Source organism: Bradyrhizobium sp. UFLA03-84, from assembly GCF_002289535.1.
GTDB classification, from domain to species: Bacteria; Pseudomonadota; Alphaproteobacteria; order Rhizobiales; family Xanthobacteraceae; genus Bradyrhizobium; species Bradyrhizobium viridifuturi.
On sequence record NZ_NSJY01000014.1, the window covers coordinates 1041462 to 1067070 of the forward strand.

A 25609-nucleotide genomic window follows, 5' to 3' on the forward strand; every position below is an offset into this window, starting at 1 on the left:
AATCATGCGAAAGCCGGTCCGATTCCTGCGTGGGGCGGCGTTCGGCGGCCTGAGCCTTGGTCTCGGCCTCGGCCTGTCCGGCTGCATCCCCGGGGCGGAGAAGCCCGAGCTCAGCCTCGAAGTGCCGGCGACCTATCGCGCCGCCGCCAAGGGCGATGCCGACGCCGCCGTTCCGGCGCTCGCCTGGTGGCGCGGCTTCCGCTCGCCCGAACTGACCGGGCTGATGGAGTCAGCGCAGCTCTACAATCTCGATATCGCGGTGGCGATCGCCCAAATCGTGCAGGCCGACGCGCAGGTCGGCGTGTCCGGCGCCGCGCTGCTACCGTCCCTCTCCGGATCGGCGAATGCCGAGCGTCAGAAGGTGGCGACGGGATCGAGTTCGTTGCTCGGCGGCAGCAGCGGGACATTCTCGCAGTACAGCCTGGGACTGAGCGCAAGCTATATCGTGGACTTCTGGGGCAAGAACCGCGCGACGCTGGCGGCGTCGGAGGAGAGCGCCACCAGCGCCCGCTACAATCGCGAGGTGGTCGCGCTGAGCACGATGGCGACGGTTGCCAACACCTATTTCCAGGTGCTGGCGGCGCAGGACCAGATCAGGGTCACAAGGCGCAATCTGGCGGCGGCCGAGCGTATCCTCGCGCTGATCAAATCGCAGTTCGCCGGCGGCACCGCCTCGCAGCTCGATCTGTCGCAGCAGGAGGCACTGGTCGCGACGCAGCGCGCGGCGATCCCGCCGCTCGAGGTGACGGTCGGGCAGAACATGGCCGCGCTCGCCCTGCTGGTGGCGCGCGCGCCGGCCGATTTCCAGGTGCGCGGCGGCTCCACGACGCAGATCGCGGTGCCGCGCGTGACGCCCGGGATGCCGTCGGAATTGCTCTACCAGCGGCCCGACATTCGCCAGGCCGAGGCGCAACTGGCGTCCTCCAATTTCAGCGTCGATGCGGCGCGCGCGGCGTTCTTCCCGCAGATCCAGCTCACCGGCACCACGGGCTTCCAGAGCGCGGCGCTCGCCTCGCTGTTCGCGCCGGGCGCCTGGTACTACACGCTGGCCGCCGGGCTGACCCAGCCGCTGTTCGACGGCTTCCTGCTGGAGAGCCAGCTCAAGCTCGCCAAGGGCCAGCAATTGCAGAACCTGCAGGCCTATCGCAAGGCGGTGCTGTCGGCCTTCGCCGATGTCGAGAAGGCGCTGATCGCCCTGCAGAAGTATACGCTGCAGGAGCGCTTGCAGTCCGACGTGGTGGCAAGCTCGCGCAAGGCGTTCGAGGTTGCCGAGACGCAGCTGCGCGGCGGCACGGTCAACCTCATCACGGTGCTGCAGGCGCAGCAGACGCTGTTCACGGCCGAAAACAATCTGGTCACGGTGCGGCTCAACAAGCTCTTGGCGGCGAGTAGCCTGTTCCAGGCGCTCGGCGGCGGCTGGACGCCGGCCGGCACGCTTGCGGCAGCAGGGCAGTGAGGTCGACGATGCAGCGGTTCGCCACACTCTTCGTCGTTGCCCTTGTCGTCGCGCTGGGGGCGCCGGTCGGCATGGCCCGGGCGCAGCAGCGGCCGCCCAACAGCGTTCCGCTCGCCTTCGGCATGAACGCCGACCAGGCCAGCCAGTCGCTCGGCGTGCCCTTGAACTATGTGCACGGCACGCCGGGCAATGAACTGTTCGTCGCGCTGCCCAATGTCAGGGGCAGCGTGCTGTCGCGGCGCAGCGACGGGCTCTATCTGCAATTCGGCAAGGGCCGCCTGATCGCCTGGAAGGGCGACTGGGGGACCACTCCGCCATGAGGATCTCCGCCATGATCGCCAGCAGAGCATTGATCGCCTGCGCTGCCGTCGCGCTCGGCACGGCTGCCGTATCGGCTCAGGACCGGCCGCTGCGCTACGGCAGCACCGGCGGCGCGTATTTCGACGGCAGGAATGACGACCGCGATTTCCGCAGCAACGGCTCGTTCCCAGGCAGCTTCGCCGCCGATCCCTTCAGCGCGGGCTTCGGCGCGGCAGGTCTGTTCGGCTCGACGCCATATCACTCGGCGCGGCCGTATCCGTCGCAGGTGATCTTCGGTGCACCGTGCCGGGATTGCCGCCCGCATCATCAGCGGCGACTGCGCGATCGGCCCGATTGAGATGCTCGGGAAGGGGCCTGCGCCGTTAGCCCTTGCGCAGGAGATCTTCGATGATGCGCGGCTTCATCCAGCCGGCCTTGTCGATAATCTCACGGCGCAGGGTGTCCCTTTCCATCTCATATTGCTCGTGCGCGACGTCGCGGCCGCCGCCGGCGGGGATCCCGAACGTCTTGAGCAGCGTGTCGTGCTGCGCCTTCCACCCGATCACATGCTCGGTCATGGCTTGCGTCACCGCCGGGAGAAAGCCCGGATGGCCGGCCAGGCCGCATGCCTCCGTGGTCTGCGGATCGCCTGCCAGCATCATCACGTTCCACTCGTCGAAGCCGATCAGACCCATCTGCGCGTAGAGAAACGCGCCGTGCGGCCCGTCCCAGATCTTCTGATCGATGACCAGAAACGGTACCGCTTGGCAATGGCCGTGGCGCGCCGTCATGTCGCGGTTGAAGGCCTCGGTGCGCTGCTGCAGCCGCTGGTTGGCCGCAGCGAACACGGCAAGGCGATTGTCGGCGGTCGGCGCAATGCCGCGTTCGTCATCCGGCGCGAAACCCGCGTCGCGCAGCATCGAGCCGATCCTCGGATCATCCCACTGCTTCTTGTGAAAAGTGGGGGCTGCGCCATCGGCATCGGGAGCCGCACGCACGGCCTCCTTGAGCTCGCTCAAGGTCTCCTGCTTCTTTCCGAAAACCACCCTGCGCCCGAACATCGCGTGCCGATCCTGCCAAGCTGGGCGAAAAGCATGGCGAACAAAGCCCAGATTTGTCTTAACCGGTCAGAGCAGCCGGCTGCGATTGAACAACAGGGTGACGCGCGCGTTAAGGCCACCGCGAAAAGTCGATCAATCCGCCCGCGGCCGCAGCCTAACTGGCTGCGGCGCTTGTCGACTTCACCGGCGCCGGGCTGACGCGCGCGAACCGCACCACGAAGCGGGTGCCGTTGTGGGTGGGGTCGCGCTCGACGCTGGCATCGAGCTTGGCGGCCATCGCCGCGACGATGCGCTGGCCCATGCCGGTGCCGCGCGGATCGGCCTTGTCGGAGAACCCCACGCCTTCATCGCTGATCGCAAGCTGGAGGTCGTCTCCCTGCGGCTTGAGCTCGACATGGATCGGCCCGGCGCCATCGGGATAGGCGTACTTCACCGCGTTCATTACCAGCTCGTTGACGATGATGCCGATCGCGACTGCGCGGTCGGGATCGATCTCGACCGGCTCGGCCTTCAGCGTCAGCCGCGACATCTTGTTGCCTTCGGCCGATCGCCTGAGGTCCTCGAGCAGCGCCTCGAGATACTGGTTGAGCATCACGGTCTTGAAATCGTGCGAGGTATAGAGCCGGCGGTGCACCTGCGCGACGGCGGCGACGCGGCCCATGGCGTTGGTGAGCGCCGCCTTGACGTCCTGCTGGCTCGCGGAATTGGCCTGCAGATGCAGCAGCGATGCGATGATCTGCAACGAGTTGCCGACGCGATGGTTGACCTCGCGCAGCAGCACCTCGCGCTCGGCGGCGAGCGCGGCGTAGCGGTCGCGGGAGGCGTGCACCTCGGCCTCGGCTTCGTCGCGCGCTTTCTGGATCTCCGCCCGCCGCACCGCGCCATTCACCGCGACCTGGAGCAGGGGGATGAACTCGCCCCTGACATCCTTGACCAGATAGTCGGCTGCGCCGGCCTTCAGCGCGGTGACCGCAATCGCCGAGTCCTGCGAGGCGGTAACGAACACCACCGGAGGGGCGTCGGGTATCTTGAGGATCCGCTCCAGCGTCTCCAGCCCGTCTAGGCCGGGCATGTACTGGTCGAGCGCGATGACGTCGATGCCGCCCTGGGCGAGCCGGTCGAGGCCTTCCTGACCGCTCGCGGCGTGCACGACCTTGTAGCCGGCGCGCGTTAGGCCGCGTTCGACCAGGCGCGCCAGCGTCGCATCGTCGTCGATATAGAGCAGTGTCGGCGTTGCGCTGGTCATGCGGAGGCTGGCGGCACCTGAATCACGGAAAAGAACAGGCCAAGCTGGCGAATGGCGTTGGCGAAGCTTTCGTAGTTCACCGGCTTGGTGATGTAGACGTTGCAACCGAGTTCGTAGCAACGCTTGATCTCCTGGGAGTCATCCGTCGTGGTCAGCACGACCACCGGCGTCGACTTGAGATACTTGTTCTCCTTGACCCGCTTCAGAATGTCGATGCCGGTCATGTCAGGCAGATTGAGATCAAGCAGGATGAGCAGGGCCTTGTTCTTGCGCTCGACCGCGCTGCCATCCTTGCCGAACAGGTAGTTCACGGCCTCTGTACCGTTGGTGAACGGGATGATCTCATTGTTGACACCTGAGCGCCGGATATTCCTCTCAATCAGGCGGGCATGGCCCTCGTCGTCCTCGATCATGATGATGGTGACTGGATCGCTCATGATGCTTTTTCCCGGTTCTTGCCTGACCATTTGATAGGCAGCGTGATCGTGAACGTGCTGCCGTTGTGAAGTTCCGATGCTACCGACATGGTGCCGCCCAGTCTGCGCACAAGTGCGCGGACATGGGCAAGCCCGATGCCCTGACCGGGCTTGTCCTGGGTTCCGGCGCGGCGGAACAAATCGAAGATTCGCTGATGGTCCTTCGGATCAATGCCGCGGCCATTGTCCGTAACCTCGAAGATCGCAAAGCCGAGCTTGGTGCGGCCCTCGATCGCGATCTCGCCGGGGACGCCGTCCTTGAGGTATTTGAGCGCATTGTCGATCAGGTTGGAGAAGATCTGCTCCAGCGCGAGGCGGTCGCTGACGATATTCGGCAACGCGCCGATCTGGACGGCCGCGTTGGCCTCGGCCGCCTGGTGCGCGACCGTTTTGACGATGCCCTCGATCAGCTCGCGGAGATCGATCCGCTCCGGCTTGAACTCGCGGCGGCCCTCGCGGGTGAGATTGAGGATCGCGCTGATCAGGCGGTCCATCTTGGCGATCGACGACTTGATGAAGCCGAGCGATTCGTTGAAATCGTCGGATAGCTGCCTGTCGGGGCCTTCGAGCTCGGGCTCGGCCACGTCGGTCGCATCTTCCGGCATCGCCGGCGCCAGCGACGCGCTGCGATTGAGCGTTGCGATGCGCTTGAAGATGGTGCCGCGCAATTCCTCCAGCTCGCTGGTGAAGCCCATGATGTTGACCAGCGGAGAGCGCAGGTCGTGGCTGACGATATAGGCGAAGCGCTGGATTTCCTCGTTGGCCTCGCGCAGGTCGGAGGTCCGCTCGTCGACGATGGTTTCGAGATTGACGTTGCTGTCGCGCAGCCTGGCTTCGGCCTCGTCGCGTGCCTTTGACGATTGCCGCAGCAGCATCACCGACAGGGCGGCGAGCGCCAGCACCATGCAGGAGCCGGCGATGGTGACCGAGGAGGCCAGCACCTGGGTCCGGTCCGCGGTCGCGGTGCGCGCTGCCAGCAGGCGGTCCTCCTCGGCGCGCATATCGCGGCCGATCCGGGTGATCGCCTCCACCGCATCGGTCGAGGTGCCCTTGCGCAAGACGTCGATGCTGGTCACGGCGTCGTTGTTTCTGACGCGCTCGATACTGAGGGCGAACTCGGCGAGCCGTTGTTCGACCGCGGCCTTGAGCTTCGCGGCATTGGCGACCTGCACCGGATTATCGACGGTCGTCAGCTGAAGATGGCTGAGCGCGGCCGGGAGTCCCGCCGCGGCCGACTGGTACTCGGTCAGGTACTGTGGTGCCGATGTCAGCAGATAAGCCCTGGTCGCGCTTTCGGCGCGCCGGATATCCAGCAGCAGGTTGGCAACCTGGCTCTCGACCTCCACGGTGTGGACGACCCAGGCGTTATCCTCGCGCGCCTTGTTGACCAGCAGGACGGACGCCACGCTGATCGCGACCAGCACGAAAAATCCCGCCGACAGCAGGAGGATTTGCAACGTGGATCGGCGTCGTGAAACTGGCGTCACGACGGTCTCTTTGCGGGATTGGGATTCAATGCGTCCCCGTGGAAAGCCAATAACCCTTTAATACGCTTGAACAGGGCTCGGGTTCCACGGAGTTCCGAACTATTTTGGAACGTCGGACGGCTGGCCGGCGAGGTACTGCTCCAGCCAGTGGATGTGGTAGTCGCCCTCGATGATGTCGGGCTCGCGCACCAGCGCGCGGAACAGCGGCAGCGTCGTCTCGATCCCGTCGACCACCATCTCGTCGAGCGCCCGGCGCAGTCGCATCAGGCATTCGCCGCGGGTCTTGCCGTGCACGATCAGCTTGCCGACCAGCGAGTCGTAATAGGGCGGAATCACATAGCCCTGGTAGACGGCGGAATCGATCCGCACGCCGAGGCCGCCCGGCGGATGGAATTGGGTGATCCGTCCGGGCGAGGGACGGAAGGTTTGCGGGTTCTCCGCATTGATGCGGCACTCGATGGCGTGGCCGATGATCGCGATGTCGCTCTGCTTGGCCGGCAGGTCGCCGCCGGCGGCAATCCGGATCTGCTCCAGCACCAGATCGATATCGGTGATGCTTTCGGTGACGGGATGCTCGACCTGGATGCGGGTGTTCATTTCGATGAAATAGAACTCGCCGTCCTCGTAGAGGAATTCGATGGTGCCGACGCCGAGATATTTCATGTCCCGCATCGCCTTGGCGCAGGTCTCGCCGATCCTGGCGCGGGCGGCCGCTGCGAGCACGGGCGAGGGGCCTTCCTCCCAGACCTTCTGGTGGCGGCGCTGCAGCGAGCAGTCGCGCTCGCCGAGATGGATCGCGCCGCCGCGGCCGTCGCCGAGAATCTGGATCTCGATATGGCGCGGCTTCTGCAGGTATTTCTCCAGATAGACCGAGGCGTCGCCGAACGCCGACTTGGCTTCGTTGGCCGCGGTGGAGAGCGCGAGCGCAAGGTCGGCCTCGGTGTGCGCGACCTTCATGCCGCGGCCACCGCCGCCGGCCGCCGCCTTCACCAGCACCGGGAAGCCGATCTCCTTGCCGATCGCCAGCGCGTCGCCCTCCGAGGTCACCGCGCCGTCCGAGCCGGGCACGACGGGAATGCCGAGGCGCTTGGCGGTCTTCTTGGCTTCGATCTTGTCGCCCATCAGGCGGATGTGCTCGGCCTTCGGACCGATGAAGCCGAGATTGTGGTCGGCGAGGATCTCGGCGAAGCGCGCGTTCTCGGACAGGAAGCCGTAGCCGGGATGCACGGCGTCGGCGCCGGTGATCTCGCAGGCGGCCAGCAGCGCCGGAACGTTGAGATAGGAATCCTTCGACGGCGGCGGGCCGATGCACACGCTCTCGTCGGCGAGCCGCACATGCATGGCGTCGGCGTCGGCGGTGGAATGCACCGCGACGGTGGAGATGCCGAGCTCCTTGCAGGCGCGCAGCACGCGAAGCGCGATCTCGCCGCGATTGGCTATGAGGATCTTGTCGAACATCGCAGCGCCTGACGTTGACGGAAGCTATTCAATGATCACGAGCGGCTCGCCGAATTCGACGGGCTGGCCGTCCTCGACGAGGATCTGCGTCACGGTGCCCGCGCGCGGCGACGGGATCTGGTTCATCGTCTTCATCGCCTCGATGATCAGAAGCGTCTGGCCGGCGCTGACCTTCGAGCCGACTTCAATGAACGGCTTGGCGCCCGGCTCGGGCGCCCAATAGGCGGTGCCGACCATCGGCGAGGGCACGGCGCCAGGATGTTTCGCAAGGTCGGTCGCAGCCGCAACAGCAGGCGCTGCGACGACGGCGGGCGCGGCAACCGCGTGGACGGCAGCGGGCACGGATGCCGCGATGCTGATGTTGCGGGCGACACGGACGCGCAGGCCGGCACGCTCGATCTCGATCTCGGTGAGGTTGGTCTCGGCGAGCAGCAGCGCGAGCTCGCGAATGAGGGCGCTGTCGTCGCTCTTCGACTCGCTCTTGGACTTTACGGCTGATTTGTCGTCTGGCTGGCGCGCCATGTTGTTTGATCCGAAATCTCTGTCTGGTGACGGGGAACGTCAGGATTGACGATTAAGTCTTTGCCTTTGCATCGATCTTGGCACCGATTTTGGTGGCAAGGCCGATGATCGCAAGCCGGTAGCCGTCGATGCCGAAGCCGCAAAGTGACGCGAAGGCGGCTTTAGCAGTGAACGAGTGGTCCCGGAAGCTCTCGCGGGCGTGGATGTTGCTGACATGAACCTCGACAGCGGGAATCCTCACCGCAACCAGCGCGTCATGCAGCGCGATCGAGGTATGGGAGTAACCGCCGGCATTGATGATGATGCCGACCGCCTTCTTGGCGTGGGCCTCATGGATGAAGTCGATCAGTTCGCCCTCGCGGTTGGACTGCCGGCAGTCGGCGGTCAGCCCGAACTGGCGCGCGGTGTCCGCGCACAGCTTCTCGACATCGGCAAGGGTGGCGTGGCCGTAGGTCTCCGGCTCGCGCGTCCCCAGCAGATTGAGGTTCGGGCCGTTCAGCACATAGATCGTTCCGGCAGCAGCCATTGCAGGGGTTCCGGCCAAGAGGTCCGACAAGAGGTCCGAGGGGTTCCGACGAGGGGTGGAGTGGGCCGGGTTATAGGTAACAACCGGCCGCAGGGGAAGCCTTTAGGTGAAATCGGAATGCCTTCAACGGCTTCCTCCGCGTTGTCAGGTAGCTGGTGTAACCTACGGAAATTGCTGGTTAACCAAACCTCGCGGAAGCCACGCCGGGGTGGCGCTCCCGCCCCGCCATCCACCGCCGTGACGCGAGAGCCGGCCGAATGCAAAACCCCGCCCCGAATGGGGCGGGGTTGAGAGTCGGCGGGGGCCTCTCACGGCACCCCCGCACCGAGGCCGGCTTAGCCCTCGATGATGTAGACGATCTCGTGGGTCTCCGGCTGCACGATGATGTAGCGGCCGTGGACCAGGATGAACTCATAGCCGCGCCACTGCGGGTAGATCGTCACGACCCGCTCCGGCACTGGATAGAAGTGCACGTCAGTCGGGACGCGGGTGCCAACCGCCACGTTGAAGTTCACGTTGGTGACCTCGGTGACGTGCTCCGACTTGATCGCGGTCGAGATCTGGGTGCGCTTCTCGGCCGGCGGAGCCGCGGTGGCCGACGTCGCCGCGTTGCCGGTGGTGGTCTGGGTGCGGCTGGTGTCGTTGGTCTGGGCGCGATTGGTGTCGGTCGGGCTCTTGGTCTGAGCGTTCTGGTTGGTGGTGGCGCCGTTCTTCTCGCGGCTCTCGGCGTTCATGTTGCCGTTCTTCTCACGACCCTCGGCTTTCATGTTGCCGCTCTTGTCACGCTCTTCGGCCTTCATGTTGCCGCTCTTGTCGCGGCCCTCGGCCTTCATGTCCTTCGAGCTCTCCTTGCCCTTGGTGGTCTCGTTCTCCGAGCTCATGCCCTTCGACTTTTGGGTATTTTCCTGGGCGCCCTTGGTGGCGGGGCCTGCCTTGTCGGACTCGGCGCCCTTCATGCCGGGCGATTCACCCTTCATGCCCGAAGAAGACTCACCGGTCGTCGAATGATCGGAACCCTTCATGCCACCGGAATCATGCTGCATCGTGCCCGACGACGCGCCACCTGACGGTGCAGAGTGCTGCATGGTCGCGCCACCGCCGGCCCCGGATTCCTTGTTGGCGCCGCCGGCGCCCTGTGCATTCGCGAAACCGGTGCCGGCGAGCAGAGCCGCCGCAGCGACCGAAATCAGAAAGCGTTTAGACATCGAAATTCCTCCTCGTTCTTCAGCATTGCCCGCGCCGACAACAAAAGAGGATGTGCGATGTTCCTGTTGATTTGCGGTTCCCCCCGCTTTGTTTCCTGTGTGAATGCGCGATGAACAGCGCGCGCTTCAACCGCAGGCCCAGTCGAACTCCATGCTCGCAAGATCGAGCTGGCCATTGCCGCCGCCGAAATTGAAACCGCCGAAATGCTCTTCGATCTCGAGATAGGTCGCGCTGTATTTCGGCGTCCACTGATTGGGAAACATCGTGCCGCCGAGATGGTTGCGGCCGTGCAGCCGGTCGAGACCTTGCGACGTGCCGGCCTCGCCATAGGGCGCGATGTAGTCGCCGAGCTCGCCCTTGTGCAGCAGATGATCGCGCGGCGGCTTGCCGACATTGGGATCGTCGTCGCGCGGCGCGAGCGCGATGCCGTAGGCGTGGTGTCCGGTCTCCGGGATGCAGCCGAACAGGCGATACCAGTAGGTCTTCTCCAGCTCGTCGATCCGGGTACCGCGTCCGACATTGACGTCGAACGCCGTGCGCGCCGCGCCCTTCACGAGCCAGCGCGGCGGCGGATTGGCTTCCAGCAGCGGATTGTCGGCAAGCTCAGGTGGTTGGCACAGCGATCCTGCGAACTCGGCCTCGGTGAGCCAGATCGCCGCGAAATTGTGGTCGATGATATCCTTCATCCGGAATTCCATCGGATGACGGTTCTGTCGATACGCGAAGTACGGCAACAGATTCAGATCGGACGGACGTTCGATGGTCTCGGCCGCGAGATATTGCGCGACCGCATCGATCTCGACGGGTTCGTCGTATTGCTGATCGGCGAACATCGCGAGCGCGACATAGGCGTCGCCGTTGGCGCGATACTGCGTCGGAACGCGCAGCGTGAAGCAGTGCTGCATCGGAAAGCCGTCGTGCGGACTGAGCGGCCATTGCTCGCTGCGAATGCCTGATGGCAGGCCGTAGCACCAGCCGTGATCATGGTCGGAGCCGCGCTGCGGCGCGGTCTTCAGCAGCGTGAGGTCGTAGCCAAGGGTTGGCGGGGCGAGCGGCATCGCGTGCGGCTTCCGTTGTTGGTGACGGCCCTTGGTTGCGGCCAGCGCGGAGTTGGTTCGGTGACCGCAACAAAAAATCCGGCTGCCTGGCAGCCGGATTTCGTTGAGTGAACGAGCTTCGTCGGGAAGGGGATCAGCAGGTCGCCTTGCCGCAGCGGGCAATGCCGATCTTCTCCTTGAGGCCGTCGACGCCGACCGCGCCGATCACGACCTGCTTGCCGATCACGTAGCTCGGCGTGCCGTTCATGCCCATGGATTCGGCCAGACGGAAGTTCTCCTCGATGGTCGCCTTGACCTCGGGGCTCGCCATGTCCTTCTCGAGCTTCGCCATGTCGAGGCCGACGTCCTTGGCAACTGCAAGAGCGCGCGCCTTGTCGGCTGCGCCGCGGCCGCCCAGGAGCTTCTGGTGAAACTCGAGATACTTCTTGCCGGTCGGATCCTGCATGCGCACGGCAACCGCGACCTGCGCGGCCTCGACCGAGCCCTGGCTCAGCACCGGGAATTCCTTCAGCACCACCTTCAGCTTCGGATCCGACTTCATCAGGTCGAGCATGTCGGACATCGCGCGCTTGCAGTAGCCGCAATTGTAATCGAAGAACTCGACGAAGGTGACGTCGCCGTCCTTGTTGCCGAGCATGACGCCGCGCGGCGAGTTGAAGATCGTGTCGGCGTTCTTGGCGACGCTCTGCTCATGCTTCTCGGCCTCGGCGGCGGCCTGCCGCTTGCTGAGCTCGTTCATTGCCTCTTCGAGCACCTCGGGATGCGCGATCAGGTAGTTGCGCACGATGGTCTCGATGTCGCCGCGCTGGGTGTCGTTGAAGCTCTGCGCGGACGCCGTCAGCGGCGCGGCGCAAACGCCTAGCGCGAGCAGGGCAGGGGCAAGAAAACGAAGCGCTGGCATAGACAAAATCCTTGTTCGAGGTGGCCCGAAATGCGGCATCGCCGTGGGCCGGTTTCGGTGATCGTTGTATGGAACTACGGTTTATTTCTAGTTGTTTTTCTGACCCGGCATCGGCTTGGCGCTCACAATGTCGTCAGCTTTGACCCAGCCGGGCGTGCCGATCGCGAACCGCGTCTTGGCGCGCGACGCCAGCTCCCGGGCGGTCTTGGCGTCGCCGCGGAGATAGGCGGCCTGGGCCGAGGCGAGGTCGGCTTGGGCATAGTCGCCCTTGCGGCCATAGGCCATCGCGAGCTGGGTGTAGCCGAGCGGCGCCTCGGGCTCGCGCGCCACCGCGGCGCGCAGCATGTTGATCGCCTCGTCGGTGGTGGCCTTGTTGTCGGTGGCGACCAGCGCCTGACCGAGCAGCATCTCGATCAGCGGTGAATTGCTGGAGAGCTGCACCGCGCGGCGCAGCGGCGCGATCGCCTCCGCCGGCCGGCCGCCTTCGAGCAGGGCCTGGCCGCGCAATTCGTAGAAATAGGGATTGTTGGGCTGGACCTGGATCAAGCCGTCGATCTGCGCGATCGCCGAACGCAGATCGCCGTGCAGATAGGTGGTGATCGCGCGGGCATAGCGCGCCGGCAGGCTGGTGTTGGACAGCGGGTAGCGGCGGTAGACGGTGTCCTGTCGCTCCATGAAGCCCGAGATCTTGGCGCGCATCATGTCGTGACGCAGCTGCAGCGCCGGATCGTCCTTCTTGTCCCAATAGGGGCTCGAGCGCGCCAGTTCCTCCAGCGCGGACACGCGATCGACCGGCATCGGATGCGACTGCAGATAGGGATCGGCGCCGCGCGCGGCGAACAGGCTCTCGTCGGTGAAGCGCTTGAACGTCTCGTACATGCCCCGGGCCGACTGCCCGGTCGCAGTCAGGAACTTGACCCCGGCGCGGTCGGCGTTTTCTTCCTGCTGGCGCTGATAGGACAATAGCGAGCGCTGGATGACCGATTGCGGCGCCGAGATCGCCGCCGCGCCGGCGCTGGAAAGGCCGTTGCCGGCACCGCGGCCGCCCGCACCCGCGGCGAGCGCGCCGACGCCGAGCAGCATCGCGATGATCATCTGGGTCTGCGCCTGCGCCAGTTGCTCGCGCATCTTGGCAAGATGGCCGCCGGCCAGATGGCCCGTCTCATGCGCCAGCACGCCGATGATCTGGTTCGGCGTCTCCGATTGCAGCAGCGCGCCGTAATTGACGAAGATACGGCGGCCGTCGGCGACGAAGGCGTTGAACGAGCTGTCGTTGATGATCACGATCTGGATGTTCTGCTTCTCCAGACCGGCGGCGCGCAGGATCGGCCGGGTGTATTCGCGCAGCAGCTGCTCGGACTCGGTGTCGCGCAGCACCGGCGGGCCCTTCTGCTGGGCCCGCGCAGGGACGACGGGACCAACGGCGAGGGCAACCGCGGTCAGCAGGGCGGTCAGCTTGAAGGTCCGAGTGAGGCGGAACAGCATGGGCGATCTATCGGCGATGACGGGCCGCGCCGAAGCAAACGCGGGTTCCGGGGCCGGCCGGATCGTACGCGTGGCGCAGTCTGTTGTTTTTACAGTTCTTCTTCACGCGAACCGGGGATGCACTTGGGGTATTCACCTGGCCTGAAAGCGCTATAAGGAGCCACCGAATGCGGCCAGTCTGGGGCGGTCGCGGATGACGGGAACCCAAATCCGGCCGCGGCCGTGCAATAGCAGAAATCCATGCCTGAAGCGACAGCGAGAGACCGTGTGAGCAGCCTTTTGACAGCGTCCGGGCGGAGCGATGTTCCGCCGTTCATGGTGATGGACGTGATGGCCGCCGCGGCGCGAATCGAGGCCGCCGGCGGCCATGTCATCCATATGGAGGTGGGGCAGCCCGCCGAGGGCGCGCCGAAGCAGGCGATCGCGGCTGCGCAGGCTGCGCTTGCCGGCGGCCGGATCGACTACACCTCGGCGCTCGGGATTCCCTCGCTGCGCGCGCGCATCGCGCGGCATTACCGCGACACGTATGGCTGCGCGGTCGATGCCGAGCGCATCATCGTCACGACCGGCTCGTCCGGCGGCTTCATCCTGGCGTTCCTCGCGATGTTCGAGCCGGGCGACCGGGTCGCGGTCACCGTACCGGGCTATCCGCCGTACCGGCACATCCTGACGGCGCTGGGCTGCGAGCCGGTGCTGATCGAGACCTCTGGCGACACCCGCCATGCCTTGACCGGCGAGGCGCTGCTGGCAGCCCATCGCAAGGCGCCGCTGAAGGGCGTGCTGGTCGGCAGCCCGGCCAACCCGACCGGCACCATGATGTCGCGCGAGGCGCTGTCGAGCCTGATGGCGGCCGCCGACAGTGCGGGCATCCGCTTCATCTCCGACGAGATCTATCACGGGCTCGACTATGCGTTCCCCGCGGTGACGGCGGCCGAGCTGTCGCCGAATGCGCTCGTGATCAACTCGTTCTCGAAGTACTTCTGCATGACCGGCTGGCGGGTCGGCTGGATGGTGGTGCCCGAGGTGCTGGTGCGGCCGATCGAACGGCTGCAGCAGAACCTGTCGATCTCGGTGCCGACCCTGTCGCAGATCGCCGCCGAAGCCGCGTTCGAGGGCCGCGAGGAGATGGAGGCGATCAAGCGCGGTTATCAGGAGAACCGCCGCATCCTGATCGAAGGCCTGCCGAAGGCCGGGCTGACCAAGTTCCTGCCGGCCGACGGCGCGTTCTATCTCTATGCCGACGTCTCCGACTTCACCTCCGACAGCTTCGCCTTCGCCAGCGAGATGCTCGAGAAGGCGCATGTCGCGGCGACCCCTGGCGTCGATTTCGATCCGATCCACGGCCGCGCCTTCATCCGATTTTCCTATGCGCGTTCCGCGGCGGAGATGCAGGAAGCAGTTGCGCGGATCGCGCATTGGCTTAAATAGCCCGCAATCTTCAAGAGCCTTCCATCTTGTCGGTTCGATCCGCTTCGCAAGCGCCGTGCCTGTTTCGGCGCTGCGGCACGCGACAGATCGCCGCGGATAAACGGCAGGCCTCACACAGTTCCATTTGACTTGAACGGCCAAGTTGATCTTGGCTATTTCCGCCATTTCTGAGGGGGAGTGACACATGGCAACGGCAACCGTTGCCACGGCTTCACCGGCGTCTGCCGGTGGCAAGCCGTGGTATAAGATTCTCTATGTCCAGGTCCTGATCGCGATCGTGCTCGGCGCGCTGGTCGGCGCGTTCTGGCCATCGCTTGCCACCAACGACTGGATCAAGGCGCTCGGTGACGGCTTCATCAAGCTGATCAAGATGGTGATCGCGCCGATCATCTTCTGCACCGTGGTCTCGGGCATCGCGCATATCCAGGACGCCAAGAAGGTCGGCCGCATCGGCGTCAAGGCGCTGGTCTATTTCGAGGTCGTCTCGACCTTCGCGCTGGTGATCGGATTGCTGATCGGCAATCTGGTGAAGCCGGGTGCGGGCTTCGGCAGCGCGGCGGCGAATGCGCAGGCGGTCGCCAATTATGCCAAGCAGGCGGAGGCGCAGAAGAGCGTCGACTTCGTGCTGCATATCATTCCGGACACGGTGGTCGGCGCCTTCGCGCAGGGCGAGATCCTGCAGGTGCTGCTGTTCTCGGTGCTGTTCGGTTTCGCGATCATGGGCCTCGGCGAGCGCGGCCACACCATCCGCTCGTTCATCGACGACGCCGCTCATGCGGTGTTCGGCGTGATCTCGATCGTGATGCGGGCGGCGCCGATCGGCGCGTTCGGCGCGATGGCCTTCACCATCGGCAAGTTCGGCACCGGCGCGATCCTCAATCTGATGGGGCTGATCGCGACGTTCTACCTGACCGCCGCGCTGTTCGTGTTCGTGGTGCTCGGCATCATCGCGCGGATCGCGGGCTTCTCGATCTTCAAGTTCCTGGCCTATATCAAGGACGAGCTCCTGATCGTGCTCGGCACGTCGTCCTCCGAGAGCGCGCTGCCGTCGTTGATGGAGAAGCTCGAACGGCTCGGTTGCTCGAAATCCGTGGTCGGGCTCGTGGTGCCCACGGGCTACTCGTTCAACCTCGACGGCACCAACATCTACATGACGCTGGCGACGTTGTTCATCGCGCAGGCGCTGGGCTACGACCTTTCGTTCAGCCAGCAGCTCACGATCCTGGTCGTGGCGATGCTGACCTCGAAGGGCGCCTCCGGGATCACCGGCGCGGGTTTCATCACGCTGGCCGCAACGCTTGCGGTGGTCGATCCGCGGCTGGTGCCGGGCATGGCGATCGTGCTCGGCATCGACAAGTTCATGAGCGAGTGCCGCGCGCTGACCAATCTGTGCGGCAACGGCGTCGCCTGCGTGATCGTCGCCTGGTGGGAGGGCGAGCTCGACCGCGACAAGCTCAACGCCAATCTCTCGCGGCAGATCGATCCGACCGACATGGAGACCGCGCTGACGACGGATTGATCCGCGTCCGCAGCTAGAACCGGTCCAGCCGATACGGCGAGGTGTCCACCGCGGATGCCTCGCCGTTCATCGTTTCGGCCAGCACCCGCGCCGTCGCAGGGCCGAGCGTGAAGCCCTGATGGCCGTGACCGAAGTTCACCCACAGTCCGCGATGGCGCGGCGCAGGCCCGAGCACCGGCAGCATGTCGGTGGTGCAGGGGCGGGTGCCGAACCATGGCTCGGGTTCGACGCGGCTGCCGATCTCGATCAGTTGCCGCGCCGCAGCTTCGGCGTAGCCGAGCTGGATCGGCGTCGCCGGCGCATCGGGACTGGTCAGCTCCGCGCCGGTGGTGATGCGGATCCCCTTGGCCATCGGCGCCATCGCATAGCCGTTTGCAGTGTCGACCAAGGGCAGATCGAGCGAGCGGCCGCCCTGGTAGTGCATGTGGTAGCCGCGCTTGCGCACCAGCGGGATCCGGTAGCCGAACTTGCGCAGCAATTGCGGTGACCACGGACCCAGCGTCACGACGACGTTGGCGGCATTGATCCGGCCGCCCGTGGTGTCGACCGACCAGCCGGACGTCGTCTGCGCCAGCGTCTGCGCATCGCCGTGCAGCAGCGTGCCGCCGAGACGCTCGAACAAGCCGGCATAGGCGGACACCAGCCCGCCGGGATCCGACACGGTCCACGGCCCGAGCCAGTGGATGGCGCCGGGCAGGTCGTCGCGCAGCAACGGCTCCGCCTTGGCGAGTTCGCGGCCGTCGAGCACGCGAAACTGCACGCCGAAGTCGCGCCGGTTCTCTTCCGCGACGGCGATCGCCTGCTCGAGCGCTGCGGGGTCGCGGTGCAGCAGCCGATAGCCGGCGCGGCGGATCAGATTGTCGGCATGCGCGTCGCGGATCAGCGTGTCGTGCTCCGCGGTGGCGTAGGCGATCAGGCGCGCCCAGGCGAGGGTCGCTTCGCGGTGTCGCTCCGGCGTCGAGTTCCACCAATAGCGCAGCAGCGGACCGGCGTGCCGCGGCAGCGAGGCCAGGCGGTAGCGCACGTCGTTGGTGCGCCCCATCGCGATCCTCGCCAGCGTGGCGGGATCGCGCGGCATCGGATAGGGCCGCACCGCCTCGCTCTGAATGATGCCGGCGTTGCCGTAGCTGGTCTCGCGGCCCGGTTCCTTGCGGTCGACCAGCGTGACCGACCAGCCGCGGCGCTGCAAATGCAGCGCCGTGCTGACGCCCACCATGCCGCCGCCAAGAACGATCGCGCTTTGCATTGCATCCGTCTCCGTCAGGCTCCGTTACGCCTGACGAACGGATGACCTGTCCAATAAAAACGCCCGGCGTGAACCGGGCGTTTTGACTTGTCGCTGGCGCTAGTTGCCGCCGCCGAAACGGCGCGACCACCAACCCTTGCGGGCCGGCGCCTCGGCCGCTGCGGGCTCTGGCGCAGCAGCTACGGGTTCAGGCGCGGGGGCAGTGTGCTCCGCCGGGCTCTGAGCCGGTGCCTCCGGTTGCGGGCTCGACGTGAAGCTGACCTTTTCGCGCACCGTCGAGCGGCGGCGCTGCGCGCGGTCGCCTTCGGCGGCCGTGTCGTCTGCGACGGGCGCTGCAACGGGTTCGGGCTCGCGCGCGGCGACCGCCTCAACAGGCGCGGCTTCAACCGGCTGCCATTCCGGCGGCGCGGCGATCAGTTCGGGCTGCACGAGCGAGGGCGCCGGCTCCGCGTCGTGGCTGTCGAAATCGGCGACCGCGTCGGCGGCTTCGGGCGCCGGCGCCGGGCTCAGCTCATCTGCGATCGATCCGGCGAGACCATCATCCGGCCCGCCACTGCCGCGCCGGCGGCGGCCGCCACGGCGTCCGCGGCGACGCGGACGGCGATCGCCGTTGCCGGCCTGATCGTCGCGGGCTGCGCCCTGGGCTTCGTCGCCTTCTTCCTCTTCGCCTTCGGCATCGGAGGCGGCTACCGCCTCGGTGCCTTCGGGCAGGACATGCATCAGATCGCCGTCCTCGCGCGGCGGCTGAGCGCCGTCACGCGCCTCGCTACCACCACGCCCGCGGCGCCGGCGGCGCCGCTTGCGGCGCTGGCCGTCGCCTTCACCCTCGGCGGCACCTGTCTCCTCGCCGGCCGCACGGTCGTCGGAGAGGCCTTCGGTCTCGTCGGTCTCAACCTCTGCCTCGTATTCGAACAGTTCTTCCTCGTCATCGGCCTCTTCGGCCTGCGAGGGCGCGGAGGCCGCCTGCGCCGCGAGCAGCGCCTTGGCAGCTTCGAGCGTATGGACCTGCTCGCCGCGGTCGATGATGTAGGATTGCTGTCCGTGCACCGTGGCGTCGGCGACGATCGACAGCGAGACGCGGAAGGAGTCTTCGAGGTCGCGCAGATGGCCGCGCTTGTGGTTGAGCACATAGAGCGCGACGTCGGTGCGGGTGCGGACCACGAGATTGTGGGTCGCGCCCTTCATCAGGATTTCCTCGATGCCGCGCAGCAGTTGCAGCGCCACCGACGAGACCGAACGGACGTGGCCTGAACCGCCGCATTGCGGACAGGGCTCGGTCGAACTCTCCAGCACGCTGGCGCGGATGCGCTGGCGCGACATTTCCAGGAGGCCGAAATGCGAGATGCGGCCGACCTGGATCCGCGCGCGATCCTGACGCAGGCAGTCGGACAGCTTGCGCTCGACCGCGCGGTTGTTGCGCTTCTCGTCCATGTCGATGAAGTCGATGACGATCAGGCCCGCGAGATCGCGCAGGCGCAGCTGTCGCGCCACTTCTTCCGCGGCTTCCAGATTGGTCTTGAGCGCGGTGTCCTCGATATGGTGCTCGCGCGTGGCGCGGCCGGAGTTGACGTCGATCGAGACCAGTGCCTCGGTCTGGTTGATCACGATGTAGCCGCCGGAGCGCAGCTGCACGGTCGGCGAGAACATCGCGTCGAGCTGGCTCTCGACGCCCATCCGCGAGAACAGCGGCTGGCCGTCGCGATACTGCTTCACCGCGCGCACGTTCGCCGGCATCAGCATCTTCATGAAGTCGCGTGCTTCGCGGTAGCCGGCTTCGCCCGCCACCTGAATCTCGTCGATCTCCTTGTTGTAGAGGTCGCGCAGCGAGCGCTTGATCAGCGAGCCTTCCTCGTAGACCAGGGTCGGCGCCTGCGACTTCAGCGTCAGGTCGCGCACCGTCTCCCACATCCGGATCAGGTACTCGAAGTCGCGCTTGATCTCCGGCTTGCTGCGGGAAGCACCGGCGGTGCGCAGGATGATCCCCATGCCCTCGGGCACGTCGAGGTCCTGGACCACTTCCTTCAGCCGGGAACGGTCCTGGGCCGAGGTGATCTTGCGGCTGATGCCGCCGCCGCGCGCGGTGTTGGGCATCAGCACGGCATAGCGGCCGGCGAGCGACAGATAGGTGGTGAGAGCCGCGCCCTTGTTGCCGCGCTCTTCCTTGACGACCTGCACCAGCATCACCTGCCGGCGCTTGATCACTTCCTGGATCTTGTACTGGCGGCGCGGGCGGAACGCGCGCTCCGGAACCTCCTCGAGCACATCGTCGCCGCCGACGGATTCGACGACGTCCTCTTCCTCGCCTTCCTCGCCGTCATCCTCTTCATCATCTTCACCGGCGTCGTCGCCAGGCACGGCCTCGGGCGCGGCCACTTCAGCGAACGCGGCATATTCGGCGACCGCATGCTCATCGGCCACGGCGTGAACTTCGTCGTCAGCCACATGCGGCGCGTCGTCGGCATGAGCAGCGTTTTCCTCGACCTGCTCCTCATGGGCCCGCTCGGGCTCGTGATTGACCTCGATGGGCTCGAAGGCCTCCGGCGCGGCAGATGCAACCGAGGCTTCGACCACCGCGACGACGGGATCGGTCGGAGCGTCGGCAGCCGGCGCCTCGCTCACGGCCGGGGCGTGGTCGTGGTCGTGCGCATGGTCATGGTCGTGGTGGTCGTGATCGTGGTCATCGTGGCCATGATCGTCATGAGCGTGGTCATGATCATGATCATGGTGATGCTCGTGGTCCTCGTGCTGCGCATGATCATGCGCTTCATGCTCGTGACCCTCGTGGGCGATCACGCCATGCTCGTGGTGCTCGGCATCATGTTCATGGTGCTCGGCATCGACCGGGTGTTCGGCCGCGGGCAGCGCCTGGGCGTCGCCGGCCCCCTCGATCACCTCGCTCTGGACACGGTCGCCATGGCCGCGGCGGCGGGCATTGCGATGGCGCGAGCGGCGGCGATGGCCGCGATTCTCGTGCTCTTCCTCGGCCTCGCGATGGGCGCGCTCGTCGGCTTCGATCAGCGCCTGACGGTCGGCGACCGGGATCTGGTAGTAGTCGGGATGGATTTCGCTGAAGGCCAGGAAGCCGTGACGGTTGCCGCCATACTCGATGAAGGCAGCCTGCAGCGACGGCTCAACGCGCGTGACCTTGGCGAGGTAAATGTTGCCGCGCAGTTGTTTGCGCTGGGCGGTCTCGAAATCAAACTCTTCGACGCGATTGCCGCGGACCACGACGACCCGGGTTTCTTCCGGGTGGGTGGCATCGATCAACATCTTGTTGGGCATTTTGGGGCTCTTGACGGCGGCGGGCGCGGATCATGGCGCGCGCAAACTGCGCCGCCCGGTGACGCGACGGTCCACCTGATTCGGGGGTGAGGGGAAGGCCAAAACGCGTCTCGCGGCGCAGCGCCGGACGGGAACTCACCGGGATGATGCGACGGGCGAGGTTTTCACCTCGCGTCAGCGCGATCATTCGGGGGATCCTGGTCGGCAATACAGTCTGGCGCATTAAGCGTCGGCCCGTCTAAACATGTTGGCGGCGAAATTGACCGCCGTATCTTTTGCTGAAAGCCCCGTCCGGCGCCGAAGCGCCTGCCGGCCATCGCATATCGAGGCCCCAAGGGACCGGATAATCGGTTACGCCGTGTCTCAAACCGTCCCTCTGGCGAGGGAGTGTGTCTGGGACCGGACGCCGCTCGGGCTTGAATCCGCCACTCCGTGTCAGCCGCGCGCGGCGCTGGCTGGGGAGGGACCGGAAAAACACGGCGGGATCTTCGACTTGGAAGGTTCCACCGCTGCACCGGGAGGCTGAACGCGACACAACCGGGAGTACTAGCCGTCAGCATCCCGTACATACGTGGATTGACCGTCGCGCGCAAGCGAAGCGTCACGCCGCCGCAACACTCGGTTCTTTTCGCCTTGGCGTCATTAGGGTGCGATTAACCGTGTGGTTCTAATGCGGTAAGAAGCAGCTGGGAGGCTCCGAATCGGGTGGAGAACCGCGCAAAACACCTTGTTTTTCTGGGATGCGGGCTGTTGTGCGCTGCAGCATCGGTGTTTGCCGTGGCCAGCGCCCCGAGCGCAGCCGAAGGACCGCAGACCGGTCAGTCTGCGCCGCCCACAAGCGCGCCCGCCGCCACCTCGTCCGACGCCAGCACCCCGAATTTCCCGGTCGCATCCGGCGCCAGGCTCGCCGGAGACGACAAGCAGACCCGATTCATCCTCGATCTCGACCGCAAGATCGAGTTTCGCGCCTTCCCGCTGGCCGACCCGTACCGCGTGGTGGTCGACATCCCGCAGGTCAATTTCCAGCTCGCGGCCGGCACCGGCTCGGCGGCGCGGGGATTGGTGAAGGCGTTCCGCTATGGCCTCGTGATGCCCGGCGGCTCGCGGATAGTGTTCGACATGACCGGTCCGGTGAAAATCGCCAATTCCTACGTGCTCGACGCTGCCAATGGCCAGCCACCGCGGCTGGTGCTGGATTTCGAGCAGGTCGATCGCACCAGCTTCGTGCAGTCGCTCGCGCCGGAGAGCCGACCCGAATTGAAGCCGGCGATCTCCGAATCCACCACCGCGACCATTCCGGCCGTCACCAGCGCGGCGCTGCCGCCGCTTGCGACCACCGACGCGCGCCCGCTGATCGTGATCGATCCCGGTCACGGCGGCATCGACAACGGCACCCAGTCCGGCGACCAGACCGAGAAGAACCTGGTGCTGGGCTTTGGCCTTGCGCTGCGCGACCGGATCGAGAAGTCGGGCAAATATCGCGTGGTCATGACCCGGTCCGACGATACCTTCATTCCACTGAACGACCGGGTGAAGATCGCGCGCGCGCAATCCGCGGCGCTGTTCGTCTCGATCCATGCCGACGCCTTGCCGCGCCGCGAGGGCGATGCCCAGGGCGCCACGATCTACACGGTGTCGGACAAGGCCTCCGACGCCGAGGCCGAGCGGCTGGCGGAAGCGGAGAACAAGGCTGACGCCATCGCCGGCGTCAACCTGACCGACGAGCCGACCGAGGTCGCCGACATCCTGATCGACCTCGCGCAGCGCGAAACCAAGACCTTTTCCAATCGGTTCGCCCGTCTTTTGATGGACGAGATGAAGACCACGGTGCGGATGCACAAGCATCCGCTGAAATCGGCTGGCTTCCGGGTGCTGAAGGCTCCCGACGTGCCGTCCGTGCTGGTCGAGATCGGCTACGTCTCCAACAAGGGCGACCTCGAGCACTTGGTGTCCGAGAACTGGCGGAACAAGGCCGTCGGATCGATGGTCCAGGCGATCGACACGTTCTTCGCCAAACGGCTGGCAACTGCCGGACCGGCAAAGTGAAATCGGCAGTCTGAAAAGCCGGGGTCGTTGCCCGGAAGCCCTAGTTTGGCCACAGCGCCGACGGTATAGACAATGGACCGCAGGTCCGCAGAATCGACCATATTGTCCGGCGGCTCTTGTATTTTCGTGTGCGCTCGATGGCTCGCTGGGCCAAGGCCTCGTTGTGTGAGGTTTCGCACTTTTGGACAGGCGCTTCTGACGACTGAGCGCCGGAGGGTAGGAACGGAACGTCGATAATGCGCCTGCTCGTGCGGTTTTTGGGTTTCCTGTTCGCCGCTGGAACCGTCGTGTTCCTGGTCGGAGTCGCAGCCGTCGCCGGCGCCATCTGGCATTTCTCCAAGGATCTGCCCGATTACTCGCAGCTGCAGGACTACGAGCCTCCGGTGATGACCCGCGTGCACGCCTCTGACGGCGCGCTGCTCGGCGAATATTCCAAGGAGCGCCGGCTCTATCTGCCGATCCAGGCGGTGCCGAAGCTCGTCATCAACGCGTTCCTCGCCGCCGAGGACAAGAACTTCTACGAGCATGGCGGCATCGACTACCAGGGCATGGCGCGCGCTGCGATCCTCTACGCGCAGAACTACGGCTCCAACCGCCGCCCGCAGGGCGCCTCGACCATCACCCAGCAGGTCGCCAAGAACTTCCTGCTGACCAACGAGGTCTCGTTCGCGCGCAAGATCAAGGAAGCCTTGCTGGCGATGCGCATCGAGCGCGCCTATTCCAAGGACCGCATCCTCGAACTCTATCTCAACGAAATCTATCTCGGGCTTGGTGCCTACGGCATCGCGGCGGCGTCGCTGGTCTACTTCGACAAATCGGTCAACGAGCTGACGATCGCGGAGGCGTCCTATCTTGCCTCGCTGCCGAAGGCGCCGGCCGCGCTGCATCCGGTCCGCAACCGCGACCGCGCCATCGAGCGCCGCAACTACGTGATCGACCGCCTGCTGGAGAACGGCTGGATCAAACAGGCCGATGCCGACAAGGCGCGCAAGGACCCGCTCAACGTCACCAGCCGCTCGAACGGCGCGCACATCTTCGCCGGCGAGTATTTCGCCGAGGAAGTCCGTCGCGACATTTTCGAGCGCTACGGCGAAAAGAAACTCTACGAGGGTGGCCTGTCGGTGCGCACCACGCTGGATCCAAAGATCCAGGTGATGGCGCGCAAGACCATGGTCGCAGGTCTCGTCAATTACGACGAGGCGCAGGGCTGGCGCGGCGCGCTGCACAAGCTCGACATTTCCGGCGACTGGGGCGTCAAGCTGGCCGACGTCAAATCGCTTTCCGACATCTCGCCGTGGCGGATGGCAGTGGTGCTCGAGACCAGCGATCAGTCGGCGCGGATCGGCTTCCAGCCGGGCCGCGAACTCGGCGGCGCGGTCAGCAAGGAGCGGCAGACCGGCATCATCACGATCGACGGCGTGCGCTGGGCCAAGACCAAGGGCAAGGCGCCGACGGCGGTGTCGCAGGTGCTGCAGCCGGGCGACGTGATCTATGCCGATCCGCTGGTGACCAAGGAAGGCACGGCGGTCGAAGGCCAGTATCGCCTGCGGCAGTTGCCCGAGGTCTCCGGCGCGATGGTGGCGATGGATCCGTGGACCGGCCGCGTGCTGGCGATGGTCGGCGGTTTCTCGTTCGACCAGAGCCAGTTTAACCGGGCGACGCAGGCCTACCGGCAGCCGGGCTCGTCGTTCAAGCCGATCGTGTATTCGTCGGCGCTGGACAATGGCTATACGCCGTCGACCACGGTGATCGACGCGCCGATCGAGATCGATCAGGGGCAGGGCGCCGGCGTCTGGCGTCCGGAGAACTATTCGACCGGCAAGTATTACGGCCCGACCACGCTGCGTAACGCGTTGCAGCGCTCGCTCAACACGGTGACGGTGCGCCTCGCACAGGACATCGGCATGCCGCTGGTCGGCGAGTATGCAAAACGCTTCGGCGTCTATGACGAGCTGCCGAACTATCTGTCGTATGCGCTCGGGGCCGGCGAAACCACCGTGATGCGCATGGTCACGGCCTATTCGATGTTCGCCAATGGCGGCCGCCGCGTGAAGCCGACCTTGATCGATCGCATCCAGGACCGCTACGGCCATACCATCTTCAAGCACGATACCCGCGAATGCCGCGGCTGCGACGCGCCGGGGGGCTGGAAGAGCCAGCCGGAGCCCCAGCTGGTCGATCGCCGCGAGCAGGTGCTCGATCCGATGACGGCCTACCAGATCACCGAGATGATGGAGGGCGTCGTCCAGCGCGGCACCGCGACCGTCGTGAAGGAGGTCGGCAAGCCGATCGCCGGCAAGACCGGCACCACCAACGACGAGAAGGATGTCTGGTTCGTCGGCTTCTCGCCGGATCTCGCGGTCGGCGTCTACATGGGCTACGACAAGCCGCGTAATCTCGGCCGCACCGCCACTGGTGGTCACGTGGCCGCGCCGATTGCCCGCGATTTCCTCAAGCTCGCGCTCGCCGACAAGCCGCCGACGCCGTTCAAGGTGCCGGCCGGGATCAAGCTGATCCGCGTCGACGCCAAGACCGGCATGCGCGCCGGCCCGGGCGATGGCGGCAACACCATCCTCGAAGCCTTCAAGCCGGGCACCGCGCCGCCGGAGAATTACTCGGTGATCGGGGTCGCCGATGCCGATGGCCGCAGCCCTGCGCCCGGCCCGCAGCCGTCGCAGAGTGGCGGCCAGCCCGACGGCGGCTTCTTCATGCGCCCGGGAACCGGGGGACTTTACTAGGGCGTTTTCGCGCGAAGCGGACACCGGCTCGTCTGAAGAACAGCCGTCAAAACAAAACGCTAGAGCCCCGTTCCGATGCAATCGTGGGCATGGCTCCAGCAGCCTACGAACGCAAATCGCCGGGATAGTGCGGCCAAGCCGATTGCGCTTTGCCGCGCCGCTCGCTAC

21 protein-coding genes are annotated in these 25609 nt (G+C 65.8%); 8 read left to right on the forward strand and 13 right to left on the reverse strand.

What is annotated here, in order from left to right; translation table 11 throughout:
* Window positions 1-4: 4 nt before the first annotated feature.
* From CK489_RS26485 to CK489_RS26495, 3 genes are read left to right on the forward strand one after another with little or no spacing between them, the layout of a single operon-like run.
* Window positions 5-1456 carry an efflux transporter outer membrane subunit gene (locus CK489_RS26485; RefSeq protein WP_198961029.1) on the forward strand — a complete coding sequence of 484 codons (1452 nt, stop codon included), beginning with the start codon at window positions 5-7 and terminating at the stop codon, window positions 1454-1456.
* 8 nt (window positions 1457-1464) lie between these two features.
* Entirely contained in the window at window positions 1465-1776 is a 312-nt protein-coding gene (locus tag CK489_RS26490; protein WP_095734351.1) for a hypothetical protein, read from the forward strand.
* 11 nt (window positions 1777-1787) lie between these two features.
* Window positions 1788-2114, forward strand: coding sequence for a BA14K family protein (locus CK489_RS26495; RefSeq protein ID WP_244486415.1), 327 nt, complete (start codon window positions 1788-1790; stop codon window positions 2112-2114).
* A 25-nt stretch (window positions 2115-2139) separates the two neighbouring features.
* Here CK489_RS26495 and CK489_RS26500 read toward each other — a convergent pair whose 3' ends face one another.
* From CK489_RS26500 to CK489_RS26550, 11 genes are all read right to left on the reverse strand, one after another.
* Window positions 2140-2676, reverse strand: a complete 537-nt coding sequence (locus CK489_RS26500) for a hypothetical protein (protein ID WP_143278224.1) — start codon at window positions 2674-2676, stop codon at window positions 2140-2142.
* Window positions 2677-2971: 295 nt separating this feature from the next.
* Window positions 2972-4063, reverse strand: coding sequence for a sensor histidine kinase (locus CK489_RS26505; RefSeq protein ID WP_050631401.1), 1092 nt, complete (start codon window positions 4061-4063; stop codon window positions 2972-2974).
* Window positions 4060-4500, reverse strand: coding sequence for a response regulator (locus CK489_RS26510; RefSeq protein WP_050631402.1), 441 nt, complete (start codon window positions 4498-4500; stop codon window positions 4060-4062). The genes CK489_RS26505 and CK489_RS26510 overlap by 4 nt, the downstream gene beginning before the upstream one ends.
* Window positions 4497-6026 carry a sensor histidine kinase gene (locus CK489_RS26515; protein WP_095734353.1) on the reverse strand — a complete coding sequence of 510 codons (1530 nt, stop codon included), beginning with the start codon at window positions 6024-6026 and terminating at the stop codon, window positions 4497-4499. The genes CK489_RS26510 and CK489_RS26515 overlap by 4 nt, the downstream gene beginning before the upstream one ends.
* A 99-nt stretch (window positions 6027-6125) precedes the next feature.
* Window positions 6126-7484 (reverse strand): acetyl-CoA carboxylase biotin carboxylase subunit, encoded by a 1359-nt coding sequence (gene accC / locus CK489_RS26520; protein ID WP_095734354.1) that lies wholly within the window; start codon window positions 7482-7484, stop codon window positions 6126-6128.
* 24 nt (window positions 7485-7508) lie between these two features.
* Window positions 7509-8006 carry an acetyl-CoA carboxylase biotin carboxyl carrier protein gene (gene accB / locus CK489_RS26525; protein WP_095734355.1) on the reverse strand — a complete coding sequence of 166 codons (498 nt, stop codon included), beginning with the start codon at window positions 8004-8006 and terminating at the stop codon, window positions 7509-7511.
* A gap of 52 nt (window positions 8007-8058) precedes the next feature.
* Entirely contained in the window at window positions 8059-8532 is a 474-nt protein-coding gene (gene aroQ / locus CK489_RS26530) for a type II 3-dehydroquinate dehydratase (protein ID WP_095734356.1), read from the reverse strand.
* Window positions 8533-8867: 335 nt separating this feature from the next.
* Window positions 8868-9737, reverse strand: coding sequence for a DUF1236 domain-containing protein (locus CK489_RS26535; protein WP_095734357.1), 870 nt, complete (start codon window positions 9735-9737; stop codon window positions 8868-8870).
* A 126-nt stretch (window positions 9738-9863) separates the two neighbouring features.
* Window positions 9864-10796 (reverse strand): hypothetical protein, encoded by a 933-nt coding sequence (locus CK489_RS26540; protein WP_095734358.1) that lies wholly within the window; start codon window positions 10794-10796, stop codon window positions 9864-9866.
* A gap of 133 nt (window positions 10797-10929) precedes the next feature.
* Complete coding sequence (locus CK489_RS26545) at window positions 10930-11697, reverse strand: DsbA family protein (RefSeq protein WP_050631407.1); 768 nt, start codon at window positions 11695-11697, stop codon at window positions 10930-10932.
* An 87-nt stretch (window positions 11698-11784) separates the two neighbouring features.
* The gene (locus CK489_RS26550) at window positions 11785-13182 is read right to left on the reverse strand and encodes a M48 family metalloprotease (protein ID WP_050631408.1); all 1398 of its coding nucleotides are present in this window, start codon (window positions 13180-13182) and stop codon (window positions 11785-11787) included.
* Window positions 13183-13422: 240 nt separating this feature from the next.
* Between CK489_RS26550 and CK489_RS26555 the strand changes: the two genes are divergently transcribed.
* Window positions 13423-14610, forward strand: coding sequence for a pyridoxal phosphate-dependent aminotransferase (locus CK489_RS26555; protein WP_095734359.1), 1188 nt, complete (start codon window positions 13423-13425; stop codon window positions 14608-14610).
* A gap of 184 nt (window positions 14611-14794) precedes the next feature.
* Window positions 14795-16129, forward strand: coding sequence for a dicarboxylate/amino acid:cation symporter (locus CK489_RS26560; protein ID WP_095734360.1), 1335 nt, complete (start codon window positions 14795-14797; stop codon window positions 16127-16129).
* Between the two features lie 13 nt (window positions 16130-16142).
* On the opposite strand, the gene CK489_RS26565 is transcribed toward CK489_RS26560, so the two are convergent.
* Together CK489_RS26565 and CK489_RS26570 are read right to left on the reverse strand one after the other, a co-directional pair.
* Entirely contained in the window at window positions 16143-17375 is a 1233-nt protein-coding gene (locus CK489_RS26565; RefSeq protein ID WP_095734361.1) for an NAD(P)/FAD-dependent oxidoreductase, read from the reverse strand.
* A 99-nt stretch (window positions 17376-17474) separates the two neighbouring features.
* Window positions 17475-19793: an Rne/Rng family ribonuclease gene (locus CK489_RS26570; protein WP_283807307.1), complete on the reverse strand. Its 2319-nt coding sequence runs from the start codon at window positions 19791-19793 to the stop codon at window positions 17475-17477.
* Between CK489_RS26570 and CK489_RS42665 the strand changes: the two genes are divergently transcribed.
* From CK489_RS42665 to CK489_RS26580, 3 genes are all read left to right on the forward strand, one after another.
* Window positions 19779-20747 (forward strand): hypothetical protein, encoded by a 969-nt coding sequence (locus CK489_RS42665; protein ID WP_283807308.1) that lies wholly within the window; start codon window positions 19779-19781, stop codon window positions 20745-20747. The genes CK489_RS26570 and CK489_RS42665 overlap by 15 nt on opposite strands.
* 615 nt (window positions 20748-21362) lie before the next feature.
* On the forward strand, window positions 21363-22703 hold the full coding sequence (locus tag CK489_RS26575; protein ID WP_050631412.1) for an N-acetylmuramoyl-L-alanine amidase: 1341 nt from the start codon (window positions 21363-21365) through the stop codon (window positions 22701-22703).
* A 236-nt stretch (window positions 22704-22939) separates the two neighbouring features.
* Entirely contained in the window at window positions 22940-25441 is a 2502-nt protein-coding gene (locus tag CK489_RS26580; protein ID WP_050631413.1) for a penicillin-binding protein 1A, read from the forward strand.
* Window positions 25442-25609 lie beyond the last annotated feature (168 nt).